The following is a 15657-nucleotide window of genomic DNA, read 5'->3' as shown; positions in this document are numbered from 1 at the left end:
CGCCTCCTAATCCGATTCCTTCAGTTGTTCAATTAACGCAAGACGCGCTTCTAACGTCGCATCATCGTCTTGAATGGCTACCGTCAGCTCCTGTAACATACGCTGGCGTTGCTGAAATTTTTCTAATAAGCGTAATTTATCTTCATATTCCTCAAGCATGGCTTCTGTACGGCGGATATTATCATACACCGCTTGGCGAGATACTTCATACGATCCCGCAATTTCACCGAGTGAATGATCATCTAAGTAATAAAGCTCCATATAACTGCGCTGCTTTTCTGTTAATAACGCTTGATAAAAGTCGAAGAGAAAGTTCATGCGCGTTGTCTTTTCAAGTAGCATTTTCATCTCTCCATTCATATTTATTCTACTGTATCATATAGCTTTTCAAGGGAAAGTGTCAAGGGAATTTACTTGCAGATTACAGTAGAATTTTTGCAAATTGATTTTGCTACTAAACGCTTGGTTTATGTTTATACTAGTAACTCATAATGAGTAAACACATAAATATATTACCATTTGAGTAACCGTTGCTTTCCGCTCCGGCACTCGCTTTCCACGGGCGAGATCAAGCCTCCTCGTCGCTCATCCTTCGCGCCTGCGGGGTCTTGATTGTCTCGCTTTTCCCGTAGGAGTCTCGTGCCTCCGCTACAAGCAACTGTTGTTCAATAAAAAATGTGTTGCTAAAAAGCAATAAATCTCCCCATAGATTACAGGGGCTAGGCAACGATATGTGCAAATAGAAAGAAAATGATTTCTTTTAGAGAAGGAGAATACTTTTTAGCATATTGAGAAGTATTCACTTTTTGCCGTAGCGCGCCATAGCCACAGGAGCCGTAACAGGAGATCCAAACAGGCCACGCCTGTTTTAGCTCCTGTGTAGGCTGTGGCAAAGCGCGGAGGCTATAATAAACACCTTTTACCATTTAAATGGTATTTTTAAAATAGACTTTTGCTTATTATGAAGCTAGTAAATGAAAAAAGTGACCCAGAATTATTTCTGAGCCACTTTTGATTAGTCTTCTATTTTTTCTAGTTCTTTTTCTAAGCCTTCTGCAAATAAACCATATACATAGCGTTCTGCATCAAATGGTTGTAGGTCGTCCATTTTCTCCCCTAGACCAACAAATTTCACTGGAATGTGTAATTTGTTACGAATCGCAAGAACGATACCACCTTTTGCTGTGCCGTCTAGCTTCGTTAATACAATACCTGTTACGTTCGTTGCCTCTTTGAACATTTGCGCTTGTACTAATGCATTTTGACCTGTTGTAGCATCAAGTGCTAATAATACTTCATGTGGTGCATTTGGCACTTCACGCGAAATAACACGGTGTACTTTTTCAAGCTCGTTCATTAAGTTCACCTTATTTTGTAATCGTCCTGCTGTATCACAAATTAACACATCCGCATTGCGATTTTTCGCCGCGCGAATCGCATCGTACATGACTGCCGCCGGATCTGACCCTTCTGATTGTTTAATCACTTCACAACCTACTCGGTCGCCCCATACTTGAAGCTGATCGATTGCACCTGCACGGAATGTATCACCAGCTGCTAGCATAACTGTTTTACCTTCTGATTTTAGGCGGTGTGCAAGCTTACCAATGGTTGTCGTTTTACCAACGCCATTCACCCCAACGAATAAAATAACCGTGAGTTCACCTTGTGGCTGTACATTTAATTCAATTAAATTTTCTTCGCCCGCCTCATAAATTTCAACAAGCTTTTCCGAAATAATCGTTTGAATGCCTTCTGTATCTTTAATATTTTTACGTTGTACTTCAAAACGTAACTTGTCCATTAACTCCATGACCGTTTCAAAGCCAACGTCCGCTTGTAACAATACGTCTTCCAGTTCCTCGAAGAAGTCTTCATCCACTTTGCGGTAACGCGCCACAAGATCGTTTACTTTTGATGTAAATGAGTCACGTGTTTTCGCTAAACCAGCTTTAAACTTTTGTGTAATAGACCAAGCGGAAGGTTTTTTCTGTTCTTCTGTTACTTCTTCTGTTATTTCTGCAACCGGTTCCTCTACTTGTGGTAGCTCTTCTACTTCTACAGTTGGCTGCTCCACTTCTTCAACTGTTACAGGTCCCTCTACTTTTGCATCATCTTGTAGCGTTGTTTCTTTCACATCGGCTAGATCATCCTGCTTAGCCTCTTCCTGTTCAACGAGTTCATCTTTTAACTTTTCTTCTTCTGATGAACCGATTAACTTTTCTTTTAAACGTTTAAAAAAGCTCATTTTCTACACTCCTTCACCTACTGGCACTTCTTCCTCTTCAAGCTTGACCGAAACAAGCTTCGATACACCTGATTCTTGCATCGTAATGCCATATAAAACATCTGCACCTTCCATCGTCCCTTTACGATGTGTAATGACGATGAATTGTGTTTCTTTACTAAATTTCTTTAAATATTGGCTATAACGAATAACATTTGATTCATCCAGTGCTGCCTCTACTTCGTCTAAAATACAGAACGGTACTGGACGTGTATTTAAAATCGCAAACAATAAAGCAATCGCTGTTAACGCGCGTTCCCCCCCTGATAGTAAACTCAAACTTTGCAATTTCTTCCCAGGTGGTTGCGCAACAATCTCAATGCCCGTTTCTAGTAAATTATCAGGGGCAACTAATACTAAATCCGCCTGACCGCCTCCAAATAATTCACGGAACACAGCTTTAAATTGTAATCTGACATTTGTAAACGTTTCACTAAAGCGCGCAGTCATTTCCACATCCATTTCTTTAATGGCTTCATGCAGTGTTTCTTTCGCTGCTAATAAATCACTACGTTGCTCAGATAAAAAGGCATGCCGCTCCTGCACACGCTCAAATTCATCTATTGCTGTTAAGTTAACAGGGCCTAACTCTTCAATCGATTGCTTCAGTAATTTTACTTTTCGACGGACTTGCGCGACATCGTCAATTGCTCCTGCCAGTTCCTTCGCCGCCTCAAAATCAATTTCATAGTTTTCTTTGAGCTGCGCGATGAAGTTCCCTTGCTCATATTGTAGTCGACTTCGTTTGATCGATAACGTATTAATCGCTTCCATAAAGCTTTTATGGATACGTTGCTTCTCTTTTAAATCTTCTTCAATAACAGAAAGCTTTTGTTGTAATCCATCCTTTTGTTCTTTCTTTTCCGTAATAATTGTAAGTAACGATTCACGTTTTGCTCCCCAATCAATGATCGCTTGCTCAATTTCTTCCATTGTAGGACCATTTGAGTCAGCATCTGAATGGAACCACTCAATTTCCTGGGAAATCTTTTCGATTGTTTCATTTGTTTTGGCCATTTGAAGATCAATATCCGCAATTGCAATTTGAACTTGTGAAAGCTGTTCTTGTGCTACGGCAAGTTGAGAACGCTTTTCTCCTATCTCATCACGGAGTACATCTTTTTGCGTATCTCCTTGCGCTTTTGCCAATGTTAATTGCTCCACTAATTCATTAATTTCAGTAAGCTCTGTTGCTAATTCAGCAAGACGTGCCTCCGCTTGTACTTTTTGTTCAGCAAGCGTTTGTCCACGTGTGACCATAGTCGTTTGCTCACTTGTAGCAAGTGTGACACTCGTAGTTAAGTTCTTTTCTTGCATATCTAGTTCAAATAAGGTTGCATTATGCTTCTGTTCTTGTGCTCGTAACTCTTCTACAAGTAAACGTACTTCTTCTAAATCTTGGCGTAAATTTGCCACCTTTTCTTTTTCAACGGTTACTGTACGCTCAGCCGATTGAATGGAATGCTCCATTTCAGCAATTTTTGCCGATAATGTATCAAGCTCCGCTTTCCGTGTAAATAAGGATGTTTGCTGTTTGACTGATCCACCTGTTAATGAACCCCCTGCATTCACAATATCACCATCAAGTGTCACGACACGATACTTAAAGCCAAGTAATCGCGCCATTTGGCTAGCACCTTCTAAATGCGAAGCAACAAGTACATTCCCAAGTAAATTTTCAACAATCGAACGATTCGATTCATCAAAATTCACAAGATTATACGCTATATTGACAAAGGCTGGATGACTGGAGACAGCTGAAATTTGTGCATCGCTTAAGCGACGGGATTTCATCACCGTTTTTGGTAAAAAAGTAGCTCTCCCTGCACGTTTTTGTTTTAACCAATTAATTGCTTGCTGTGCATATTGTTCATTTTGCGTCACAATATGTTGGCTCGCTGCGCCTAGTGCTGTTTCAATTGCTTGCGAATATTGTCCTGTTACTTGAACAAGTTCCGCCACAGCGCCTTCAATCCCTAACAGCTCTCCTCTATCTCGTGCCAGCAGTACTTCCTTTACACCTTGGAAGAAGCCCGAGAAATCCGCTTCCAATTCTTCTAATGTTTCACGACGCGCTTTTAACTGTTGCTGATGCTGATACGCTTTATACAGTAAATCTTGCTTCTCATCCAGTTGAACGGTTAGCTGCTTTAATGAACCTTGCATCCCTTCATGTAACGCAAGCTTGTCTTTTAACTGTTGTTGAAGATTCACTATTCGCTCAGCAATCACTTCCTTTTCAGCCATGACACGTGTTAACTCTTTTTGCATTTCCGCCGAGCGACCTGTCATACGCTCAGCTGTTTCTTGTTGTTGTTGTAATTGCTGATTTATATGTTTTAATTCATTTTTAATCGTTGCTTCTTCATTTAACAAATCGATATATTGATGTTTATATACGTCGATTTCTTCTTCAATTTCAGAAGCCGAGCGTGTTAATGCTTGCTCTAATTGTTTAATCGCTTGGCGAAGTGAACCAACTTCTTTTTGCTTTTCCGCAAATAGCACCATTTTCTCTGATTTGTTCAATGCTTGCTTCTTTGCTTCCTGTTGTGATACGACAAGTTGCGCTTCCAATTGTTTCAAGTGCTTTTCTGCATTCGAACGCTTTTCATGCATTAACGCTTTTCGCCCATCCCAGCGTTCCACTTCAGCAGTTGCTTCTACTAAATTTTCTTGGGACGTATCTAAATGACTGTCAAGCGTTTTTAACTCTGCTCGTACTTGGCGCAAACTTTTTTCAAGCATTGTCATTTCACCAGCATGTAGTAGTTCATTTGCTTCAAGACCGGCTAATTCATCTTGTAAAGCTTTTAATTGTGCTTCACATGCCGTTAAGTCGTGGACAATAAGCGAAATATCAAAATCTTTTAACTCTGCCTTCATGCGGACATAATCTCTAGCAGCAGAAGCTTGGATTTGAAGTGGCTCTAGACGATTATCCAGTTCATGTAAAATATCTAATACGCGATGTAAATTTTCTTCTGTTTCAGCAAGCTTTAGCTCGGCTTTTTTCTTGCGCTGTTTATATTTTAAAACACCTGCTGCTTCTTCAAAAATAAGGCGTCGATCATCCGGTCGGCTATTTAAAATAGAATCCACACGACCTTGGGAAATAATTGAAAACGCCTCTTTACCCAGTCCCGAATCCATAAACAAGTCCGTAATATCCTTCAGGCGACAATGTTGATTGTTGAGTAGATACTCACTATCACCTGAACGATACACACGTCTTGTCACACTAATTTCCGTGTAAGGTATCGGGATTCGTTGATCTGTATTATCTAAAATTAGCGCTACTTCCGCAAAATTGAGTGGTTTGCGAGATTCACTACCAGCAAAAATAACATCCTCCATTTTTGAACCACGCAATGATTTTGCCGATTGCTCACCTAAAACCCAACGAATTGCATCTGTTACATTACTTTTCCCACTACCATTCGGACCTACAACAGCCGTAACACCGGGGACGAAATCAATACCAATACGCTCCGCAAAAGATTTGAAGCCAACTACTTCAAGTCGTTTTAAGAACATGTTACTCCTCCTTTTGTGCCTGCTGTCTTAGCCTTTGCATCGCACTTTGCGCCGCTTGTTGCTCAGCCTCTTTCTTAGACTTCCCTCGCCCAATACCGAGCTCTTCATCATTTAATAGCACACGCGATACAAATGTCCGATTATGTGCTGGACCTTTTTCATCGACAATCTCATAATGTAATAGCCCATTATTCGATTGCTGAACCATTTCTTGTAGTTGACTTTTGAAATCCATCACATGCGAAAAAGCACCGTTTTCTACTTTCGGGAACACAATTTTCTCTAGGAATGTGACGACCGTTTCAAGCCCTTGATCTAAATAAAGCGCACCGACAAATGATTCAAATACGTCTGCTAGTAATGCTGGGCGCTCTCGACCACCTGTCAGTTCTTCACCTTTTCCAAGTAATACATATTGTCCAAATTTTAATTCATTTGCGAAAATAACTAATGACGGCTCACAAACAATAGAAGCACGTAGCTTTGTTAGCTCACCCTCACTCATTTGTGGATATTTTTCGAATAAAAATTTCGACACCGATAGCTCTAATACAGCATCTCCTAGAAACTCAAGTCGTTCATTGTCCGTAAATAGCTTGCGACGATGTTCATTCACATAGGATGAATGTGTAAATGCTTGATATAATAAATTTTTGTTGCTAAATATTACGTTCAACTCTTGCTGCAACTGTTCAAAATGAGTGCGAACTTTTTCTGGCAATATACCAGCTTTCTGATGATTCCCTTTTTTTCTTATCGTCATGGACAAATCTGCCTTCCTACTCAGTTTCTATCGTTTAGTTTACATCGTTAAAACCTTTTGCGCAAAGGGATTCTCATAAAATGCGCTGTTTATCCTTGGTTTTTTACACATTCACTAAAATTATGAGTAAAAAGAGACACATAAACACGATTTCCCGCATTTATGTGTCTCTTTATAATTAGTTCTGTTTGTTTTCGATGTAAGTGATTGCATCACCAACTGTTGCGATTTTTTCTGCATCTTCATCAGAAATTTCCATATCAAACTCATCTTCAAGCTCCATTACAAGCTCTACAACGTCTAATGAGTCTGCACCTAAATCTTCACGGAATGAAGCTTCTGGTTTTACTTCGCTTTCATCAACACCTAAACGGTCGATAATTACTTTCGTTACACGCTCTATTACTGTAGCCAAATCAGTCACCTCCCCTCAATGAATCGGTTGTTACATCACTAGGCCGCCATCAATATGTAATGTCTGCCCTGTAATATAATTAGCATTTTCCGATGCAAAAAATACAACCGCTTTTGCAATATCTTCTGGTTGTCCTAATTTCGCTAACGGAATTTGCTTTAACATCGATTCCTTTAACTCTTCTGGTAAACTATCTGTCATTTCTGTTGTGATAAAGCCCGGTGCAATAGCATTCACTAAAATGTTGCGACTTGCTAACTCTTGTGCACACGTTTTTGTTAAACCAATTACACCAGCTTTAGCAGCCACGTAATTCGCTTGCCCTGGGTTACCCGCGACACCAACAATGGATGAAATGTTAATAATACGACCTGCACGTTGTTTCATCATTTGACGTGTGACAGCCTTCGTACAAAGGAACACACCTTTCAAATTCGTATCAATAACGTCATCCCATTCTTGTTCTTTCATACGCATTAATAAATTATCACGTGTAATGCCAGCATTGTTTACTAAAATATCAAGTGAACCAAACGCTTCTACTGCCTGTTTCATCATAGCCTCTACCGCATCGCTATCTGCTACATTCGCTTGTACAGCCATTGCTTTTGCACCAAGCGCTTCTACTTCTGAAACAACCGCTTTCGCTTTTTCTTCACTACCGCTAAAATTCACAACAACATTTGCACCTTGTTTCGCAAGCTCGATACAAATTGCACGACCAATACCACGCGAACCACCCGTCACGACTGCTGTTTTACCTGTTAAACTCATTGTGTGTTCCACCCTTTCGACGCTTCAATCACTTGTGCCATTGTTGCTTCATCATAGACACCGTATACCGTTGCGCCTCGGTCAATTTTTTTCACAAGCCCTGATAGCACTTTTCCTGGGCCACATTCAATAAATACGGTTACACCTAAATCCATTAATGTACGCACATTTTGCTCCCATTGTACGGGACTTGATACTTGATCAATCATTTCCTGTTTAATCGCCTCTACATCTTCAAGTAGCGTCGATGTAACATTACTTACAACAGGGATAGAAGGCACTTTAAAGTCGACTTGCTCAATTGCATCAGCAAGTTTTTCCGCTGCCGGTTGCATCAATGTGCTATGGAATGGTCCACTAACCGTTAGCGGAATTGCTCGTTTGGCGCCACGCTCTTTCGCTAGCGCACAAGCTTGTTCAATCCCTGCTTTCGTACCGGAAATAACGATTTGTCCTGGGCAATTCAAATTAGCAAGTTGTGCGACTTCGCCTGTTGCACTCACATCTTCACAAACTTGTTGTAATTCAGTCGGTTCCATCCCTAAAATAGCAGCCATTGCACCCTCACCCGCAGGCACTGCCTCATCCATATATAAACCACGTTTATGAACAACTTGTACGGCCTCTTCAAACGTCAATACATTTGACGCAACAAATGCACTATATTCTCCTAACGAATGACCGGCTGTATAATCCGGTTTCACCCCAGCATCCATTAATTGACGAGCAATCATGACACCTGTTGTTAGTAATGCTGGCTGCGCGTTATACGTTAAAGTAAGCTCCTCTTGTGGCCCTTCAAACATCAATTTTGATAATGAAAAACCAAGTACAGCATCTGCTTGGTTATAAAACGCCTTACTATTTTCATTTACTGCGACAAGCTCTGCCCCCATACCTACTTGTTGTGAGCCTTGCCCCGGAAAAATAAAAGCTATTTTTGTCATGTTTAATTCCCCTTTGCCAAATGTGATTACTCTACCGTAATCGTTGCTTGAATTGTCGCACATACATCATGTTCAACCATTGTACGCGCTTGTTTAATGGCACTGTAAATCGCCCGAGCATTTGATGACCCATGCGCTTTAATGACCGGTGCTTTTAAACCGAACAACGCAGCTCCACCGTATTCTGTGTAATCCATTTTTGTCTTTAAATCTTTTAAGCCATTTTTAGCTAACACAGCGCCAACTTTTGCTTTTGTTGAAGAAGTAAATGCGCCTTTTAACATCGCAAATAGTGTACCTGCTGTACCTTCGATTGTCTTTAACACCATATTTCCTGTAAAGCCATCTGTTACAACAACATCCGCTACACCGTTTAATAGCTCACGCGCCTCTACGTTGCCTTCAAAATTCATATTCGCTTCTTTCAGTAAATCAAAGGTTGCTTTTGTCAGCTCATTACCTTTTTTTTCTTCAGTACCAATATTTAATAAACCTACACGAGGCGCATTATAACCGCGGACTTTTTTCGCGTAAATATCACCCATAATGGCATACTGTAACAAATTCTCTGGCTTAGCATCCGCATTCGCACCAAGGTCTAGCATAAGGAAACCCCTGCCATCAATTGTAGGTAATGTTGTCGCAAGTGCTGGGCGTCCTACTCCCTCAATTCTTCCTACTTTAAACAACCCACCTGCCATCAATGCACCCGTATTACCTGCCGAAAGACAAGCATCCGCTGTTCCGTCTGCTACTGCTTCGAGCATACGTGCCATAGAAGAATCTTTTTTTCGACGAACAGCGCGTGCTGGATCGTCTTCTGCTTCTACCACTTCTTCACAGTGAATCACCGTTAAGCGCGGATGTTCCTTTAAATAAGGTGTCATCGCCTCTTGACGACCGTATAATAAAATTTCGATATCTGTAAAATCCTCAAGTGCTTGCATAACACCTTCCACAATTGCTTGTGGAGCATTATCGCCACCCATACCATCTACTGCTAATTTCATGTTTCGTTTCCACCTTTCGTGCGATACATCTCAAATTCTCCTATGAACACAACTTCATTATTGACTGTCGACGTGACATCAACAATTGTTCGATTTTTCTCTGATTGTTGCGTGCGCACGACCGCTTTCGTTATGACTCTGTCACCTGCTTTGACAGGCTTAACGAAAGCAACGTTGGATTTTACTGTTAACGCTAATTCATCGTTAATAACAGCTACTGCTAGAGAGTTTGCTTGCGCAAATAAATGATGCCCTCGTGCAATACCATTTCGTTGAAACACATGCTCCTCTCCTACATCAAAAATAGAAAAAGCGCGTTTATCTAATTCAATATCAATAATTTCTCCAATTATTTCATCTAATGGGAGCGATTTAATTTCATTTTCATAATTTCTTGCTGCTACGTCTTTAATACGTTCACGCAATTCAGGAATGGACAATTCCATGCGGTCCAATCGAATCGTTTGAACGCTTACACCAAATTGCTGTGCTAACTGTTCATCAGTGACGAATGGATTATCTGCGATTGTTTCTGTTAGTAATTGTTGGCGTTCTTTTTTTGTACGTTTCATAACCTTCGTCACCTTCTTATTAAGTATTAGCACTTGGTACTAACACCAATATACATAAAGTAAAAAAAGAACGCAACAACTTTTTGTTATTGCGCCCGTAAAAAAGTATAATTTGCATACTATTGAAAGATTATTCACTAAAAAGAGGTTTTCACCAAAACATGTACTTGACCGCACATTCCGTTACGGGCGGACGCTTTCCGCGGGCGAGGTCGAGCCTCCTCGTCGCTCATGCTTCGCTCCATGTACTTTTACAACAATTTTTCTGTTATCAAGAATAGATTTTAGTATCGAACCTTAGAGGTCTTATCCAATTATCCTTCATAATTGATTTGCCATTCAATACCGAAGCGGTCGGTTACACTACCGTAACATTTGCTCCAAAACGTTTCTTGAAGCGGCATCATCACTTTGCCCTCTTGCGCAAAAAAGTTAAACACACGGCGCAGTTCCTGTTCATCATTTAAAACATACGCTAGCGTTATTTGATTGCCTTTTTTTACTTTTTCCTGACCTGGGAAAGTATCAGAAAACATTAATTTTGCTGTTGGTAATTGCAGCATGGCGTGCATGACACGATTCCTAGCTTCTTGTGGAATTGGATGATCTGGATGCTGTGGCGCCTCACCGAATGTCATAACTTGGTAATCCTCCACCCCAAAAGCCTCTGCATAATATGCTACTGCTTCTTTTGCTTCTCCATCAAATACAAAGTACGGATTAATTGCCATCGTTCTCTCTCCTTATTCATTAAAATTTATTTGCCACGATACACCAAAACGGTCTTGATACCAGCCAAATAATGTTGAGAATCCATATTGCCCAAGCGGCATTAAAGCTTGTCCACCATCCTTCATCTTTTCTGCTAATGCATGAACTTCTTGTTCGGACTCACACTCAATGAAAAACGAAAAAGATGGTGTAAAATCAAATGCATGCTGTTGTTGTGTATCATTTAGCAAAATTTTTTGCCCATGTATACAGATTTCTGCCAATGCAATGAGTTCTGTTTGTGGAATCAATTGCTTAGATATAACTTCAAAATCAGTAAACCACGATGCATATGTATCGATTACTTCTGAGGCACCGCCTTTAAACATTAAGAACGGCCGAATTGATTTCATATGACTCCCCCCTTATGCGAACGAGTGTACGTTATTCGTTTGAAATTTGCAAGAAAAAACATATGTTGCTTACATTCCTAAAAATGTCTTTCTAGAAACACGCAACATATGTTTTTCTAATCAATACGCTCTCCTTCTAAAACACCCGACCGCTCAAGCATTTGGCGTAACGACTCATACTCATCAGCGCGCCAAAATTCTTCACTTTCAATTAACCGCACAGCATCTTGCCGCGCTATATCTAGCGCACGATAATCATGCACAAGATCAGCCATTTTAAACTCGGGCAACCCGCTCTGTTTTTTCCCAAAGAAATCGCCTGGACCACGTAGCTCTAAATCTTTTTCAGCTAACCGGAAACCATCATTTGTCTCTGTCATTGACATCATGCGCTCTTTTCCTTCGTCTGTTTTAGGATCAGCCAAAAGCACACAATACGATTGATGTTCACCACGTCCAACGCGTCCACGCAATTGATGAAGTTGAGCTAATCCGAAACGTTCCGCATCATAAATAAGCATAAATGTGGCATTCGGCACATTTACCCCTACTTCGACTACAGTTGTTGACACAAGTATATTCAATTCCCCTTCACTAAACGCTCGCATCACTAGATCTTTTTCATCCGCTGACAAGCGCCCATGCATTAAACCCACTTTAAAGCGTCCTAGAAAATAAGTCGTCAATTGCTCGTATACTTCAACCGCATTTTGAACATCTAGCTTATCCGATTCTTCAATAAGCGGACAAATTACGTAAGCTTGCCGCCCTGCTTTTAACTCCGCCTCCATTTTTGTTAACACAGCACCTAGTTGCTCATGCTTCATCCAATGCGTTTCAATTTGCTTACGTCCCGCAGGCAGTTCGTCAATAATAGATACATCCATTTCACCAAACGCCGTAATCGCAAGCGTTCTCGGAATCGGTGTAGCCGTCATAAATAAGACGTCAGGATTTTCCCCCTTATCGCGCAAAATACGACGTTGCTCCACGCCGAAACGATGCTGCTCATCCGTAATTACGAATCCGAGATTTTTAAATGCCACACCCGGCTGAATAAGCGCATGTGTCCCAATTAAAATATCAATTTCGCCATTTGCTAATCGTTCTAAAATGTCTCTTCGGGCTTTTGTTTTCGTAGAACCAGATAATAAAGCAACGCGTACCCCCATTGGTTCAAACCAAGCATATAAGTTTTCCGCATGTTGCTCTGCTAAAATTTCTGTCGGCGCCATTAACGCACCTTGATAGCCCGCTGTGACAGCCGCATATAACCCAATCGCCGCAACAACGGTTTTCCCGGAACCAACATCCCCTTGCAGCAGTCGATTCATACGATGCGCCGTTTTTAAATCTTTACAAATCTCGTTTACGACTCTCTTTTGCGCCCCCGTCAGTTCATACGGCAACATAGCGATAAAATCACGAAGTTTCACTAAATCATAATTAATGGATAACCCTTTTTCACTGTCTCGACGCGCTTTACGTAGTGCTTGAATACGCAGTTGAAAGACGAGTAACTCTTCAAACACAAAACGGCGTCTTGCTTGCTTCACATGCTCTGTATCTTTTGGGAAGTGTACCCCTTCAAGCGCTTCCTGCATCGGCAATAGCTTATACTGTTCACGCATGGAAGCTGGCAATGTTTCAGAAATACAATGCCCCGCCTCATCAAGGGCTTGTCGCATTAATTTTCGAAAGCGGTTTAAATGAATCGTATTACGTAAACTATACACAGGTTCAAAATCGCCTTGATCTTGCTTCGGCCCAAATTTAATTGATGAACCGGCTACAACTTGACGACCTCGATCCCATTTCCCTGATACTGTAATAATGGCGCCTGGTACTAGTTTTTGCTTTAAATAATGTTGATTGAACATAACAACTTTTACTAAGTGGCGACCCGCTAAAACCGTTACTGTTAGACGCGATTTTTTCCCCATAAACGTCACAGCCGGTACACTCTCCACTCGCGCTTCAATTGTTACTTTCTCGTTGTGTGGTGTTTCAGCTAAATTCTTTAATGTGAAATCTTCATGGCGGTATGGAAACATCCAAATGAGGTCCTCAATCGTATGAACACCGAGCGACGCTAATTGTTCAGCCGTTTCCTTGCCAACACCTTTTAAGTTGGATACAGGTTCTGTAATAACCAATTTCCCACTTCCTTTATGTACTTTTCTTTAGCATAGCATAAAAACACGCGTTCTCATAATGAGTACGCGTCAGACTGTTGACAAACGCTCGCATACTGCGTTGGTTGTCTCGCTCGTCCCCTCATGAACTAAAGTTCTATTCAGGTCTTCGCTCGACTGCCCGCCTTGTCTGACAAGCGTTTTCAAAACAGTCTGGGATTCCCTACTTTTAATTAACTACCAAAATAAGTATAGACAAAGTTGAAAAATCAACTTCGTCTATACTCTGACATATTGGACGTGTGTTTCATTTAGTTAGTAACACCACCAAATATTTTTTGCGCTAGCGCTTTACCTGTTGGTGTTGCTGCTAGACCACCTCTTGCCGTTTCTTTTAAGTTCGGGCTCATTGCTTGGCCGATACGATACATCGCACCAATCACTTCATCACATGGAATACGGCTTGTTACACCTGCAAGCGCCATATCCGCTGCGACAAGCGCATTAGCTGCGCCCATTGCATTTCGTTTAACACACGGTACCTCTACTAAACCAGCAACGGGATCACATACAAGTCCCAGCATATTTTTCAATGTAATCGCAAAGCCCTCTGCACATTGTTGCGGTGTACCACCAGCCATTTCAACAATCGCAGCTGCTGCCATCGCTGCCGCTGACCCTACTTCTGCTTGACAACCGCCCGCCGCACCAGAAATTGACGCATTATTAGCGACGATAAAACCAAATGCCCCTGATGTAAAGAGATAGCGAATCATTTGTTCGCGTGTTGGATTTAATTTATGCTTTACCGCAAACAATGTCCCTGGTACAACCCCAGCTGAACCCGCTGTTGGCGTAGCACAAATTGTCCCCATTGCCGCATTTACCTCATTCGTCGCGACTGCCTTGCTGACAGCGTCTAACAGCAATTCGCCACATAGTGATTTACCCGTCGCAATATAGTTTTGTAACAGCACAGCATCCCCACCTGTTAAACCCGTGACAGATTGCACCCCTTTTAAACCACGTTCAATCGCTTCTTCCATTACCGTTAAATTGCGGTCCATCTGCTCTAGAATGACTTCTCTCGTGCGACCACTAATTTTTATTTCTTGTTCAATCATAATTTCCGATATTAATTTATTTTCTTTTTCTGCAAGTGCTACTAATTCTCTTACATTTTGAAATAATACGTCCATCATGCACCCTCCCTTACGTATTCATTTTCGATACTTTCGTAATATGCGGAATGTAAGCAATTTGTTGTAAAATGCGGTCGTCAATATTTTGATCCACTTCAATTACCATCAGTGCCGTATGCCCTCGCTCAATACGAGATACTTCCATATGCCCGATATTGACATTATGCATCGCAAGGCAGTTCGCAACATTGGCAATACATCCTGTACGATCATTATGAACAACAAGAATCGCTGGCATGCCACCTGTTAGTCGCAGTTTAAAGCCATTCACTTCACTAATTTCGATTTTACCGCCGCCTATCGAAATCCCTTCCACACTCATTTCACCGATTTCATCTCCCATTACAAGACGTGCCGTATTCGGGTGCTCTTTATGTGCTTCTTCTGGGATAAATTCAAAGCTCATACCTACTTCCTTTGCATCAGAAAAAGCAGTTTTAATACGTTCATCATACGTATCGTAATCTAATAAACCGCCAATAATTGCAATATCTGTACCATGTCCACGATATGTTTCTGCAAACGATCCATATAAATGCACTTTTACCCATTTCGGCTGGCGACCAAATAAATCACGCGCGATACGTCCAATGCGAGCAGCCCCCGCCGTATGCGAGCTCGATGGACCAATCATCACCGGGCCGATAATATCAAATACAGATGTAAATTTCATAAAGTCACCTTCTCACTTCAATATTCTCACAATTCAATTCATATTTTAAGTGTATCAATGTCTATACATCGACACAAATTATTCATACTTCTAACAACCTCTAAAAATATTGGGTCTTCACCAAAACATGTACTTTACCGCACATTCCGTTACGGGCGGACGCTTTCCGCGGGCTTGGCTTCAGTCTCCATTTTTAATCAGGAACATATTTTGATATT

14 protein-coding genes are annotated in these 15657 nt (G+C 41.2%); all 14 read right to left on the bottom strand.

Features of this window, described 5'->3' with window-relative positions; translation table 11 throughout:
* Nucleotides 1–6 precede the first annotated feature (6 nt).
* The 14 genes from ACQQ2I_RS04865 to sdaAB all read right to left on the bottom strand — a co-directional run bounded on the left by ACQQ2I_RS04865 (nucleotide 7) and on the right by sdaAB (nucleotide 15439).
* Complete coding sequence (locus tag ACQQ2I_RS04865; RefSeq protein ID WP_431029449.1) at nucleotides 7–342, bottom strand: putative DNA-binding protein; 336 nt, start codon at nucleotides 340–342, stop codon at nucleotides 7–9.
* A 673-nt stretch (nucleotides 343–1015) separates the two neighbouring features.
* Complete coding sequence (ftsY, locus tag ACQQ2I_RS04860) at nucleotides 1016–2248, bottom strand: signal recognition particle-docking protein FtsY (RefSeq protein WP_431029448.1); 1233 nt, start codon at nucleotides 2246–2248, stop codon at nucleotides 1016–1018.
* A gap of 3 nt (nucleotides 2249–2251) precedes the next feature.
* Nucleotides 2252–5824, bottom strand: coding sequence for a chromosome segregation protein SMC (gene smc / locus ACQQ2I_RS04855; protein ID WP_431029447.1), 3573 nt, complete (start codon nucleotides 5822–5824; stop codon nucleotides 2252–2254).
* Nucleotide 5825: 1 nt separating this feature from the next.
* Complete coding sequence (gene rnc, locus ACQQ2I_RS04850) at nucleotides 5826–6587, bottom strand: ribonuclease III (RefSeq protein WP_431029446.1); 762 nt, start codon at nucleotides 6585–6587, stop codon at nucleotides 5826–5828.
* Between the two features lie 178 nt (nucleotides 6588–6765).
* Nucleotides 6766–7002, bottom strand: coding sequence for an acyl carrier protein (gene acpP / locus ACQQ2I_RS04845; RefSeq protein WP_391366388.1), 237 nt, complete (start codon nucleotides 7000–7002; stop codon nucleotides 6766–6768).
* A gap of 30 nt (nucleotides 7003–7032) precedes the next feature.
* Nucleotides 7033–7776, bottom strand: coding sequence for a 3-oxoacyl-[acyl-carrier-protein] reductase (gene fabG / locus ACQQ2I_RS04840; RefSeq protein ID WP_431029445.1), 744 nt, complete (start codon nucleotides 7774–7776; stop codon nucleotides 7033–7035).
* Nucleotides 7773–8723: an ACP S-malonyltransferase gene (fabD, locus tag ACQQ2I_RS04835; protein ID WP_431029444.1), complete on the bottom strand. Its 951-nt coding sequence runs from the start codon at nucleotides 8721–8723 to the stop codon at nucleotides 7773–7775. Before fabD ends, fabG begins: the two co-directional genes overlap by 4 nt.
* 26 nt (nucleotides 8724–8749) lie before the next feature.
* Nucleotides 8750–9733 carry a phosphate acyltransferase PlsX gene (gene plsX, locus ACQQ2I_RS04830; protein WP_431029443.1) on the bottom strand — a complete coding sequence of 328 codons (984 nt, stop codon included), beginning with the start codon at nucleotides 9731–9733 and terminating at the stop codon, nucleotides 8750–8752.
* Complete coding sequence (gene fapR / locus ACQQ2I_RS04825; RefSeq protein WP_431029442.1) at nucleotides 9730–10305, bottom strand: transcription factor FapR; 576 nt, start codon at nucleotides 10303–10305, stop codon at nucleotides 9730–9732. The genes plsX and fapR overlap by 4 nt, the downstream gene beginning before the upstream one ends.
* Before the next feature lie 314 nt (nucleotides 10306–10619).
* Nucleotides 10620–11036 carry a VOC family protein gene (locus tag ACQQ2I_RS04820; protein WP_431029441.1) on the bottom strand — a complete coding sequence of 139 codons (417 nt, stop codon included), beginning with the start codon at nucleotides 11034–11036 and terminating at the stop codon, nucleotides 10620–10622.
* Between the two features lie 12 nt (nucleotides 11037–11048).
* The gene (locus tag ACQQ2I_RS04815) at nucleotides 11049–11429 is read right to left on the bottom strand and encodes a VOC family protein (protein WP_431029440.1); all 381 of its coding nucleotides are present in this window, start codon (nucleotides 11427–11429) and stop codon (nucleotides 11049–11051) included.
* Nucleotides 11430–11545: 116 nt separating this feature from the next.
* Nucleotides 11546–13579, bottom strand: coding sequence for an ATP-dependent DNA helicase RecG (gene recG / locus ACQQ2I_RS04810; RefSeq protein WP_431030454.1), 2034 nt, complete (start codon nucleotides 13577–13579; stop codon nucleotides 11546–11548).
* Nucleotides 13580–13875: 296 nt separating this feature from the next.
* The gene (gene sdaAA, locus ACQQ2I_RS04805) at nucleotides 13876–14763 is read right to left on the bottom strand and encodes an L-serine ammonia-lyase, iron-sulfur-dependent, subunit alpha (protein ID WP_431029439.1); all 888 of its coding nucleotides are present in this window, start codon (nucleotides 14761–14763) and stop codon (nucleotides 13876–13878) included.
* A gap of 13 nt (nucleotides 14764–14776) precedes the next feature.
* Nucleotides 14777–15439, bottom strand: coding sequence for an L-serine ammonia-lyase, iron-sulfur-dependent subunit beta (gene sdaAB, locus ACQQ2I_RS04800; RefSeq protein ID WP_431029438.1), 663 nt, complete (start codon nucleotides 15437–15439; stop codon nucleotides 14777–14779).
* Nucleotides 15440–15657: the final 218 nt, after the last annotated feature.

The organism is Lysinibacillus sp. LZ02 (assembly GCF_050613145.1).
GTDB lineage: Bacteria > Bacillota > Bacilli > Bacillales_A > Planococcaceae > Lysinibacillus_B.
Note: the sequence above shows the minus strand (reverse complement) of the source record. Positions and strands in the feature narration are given on the sequence as shown.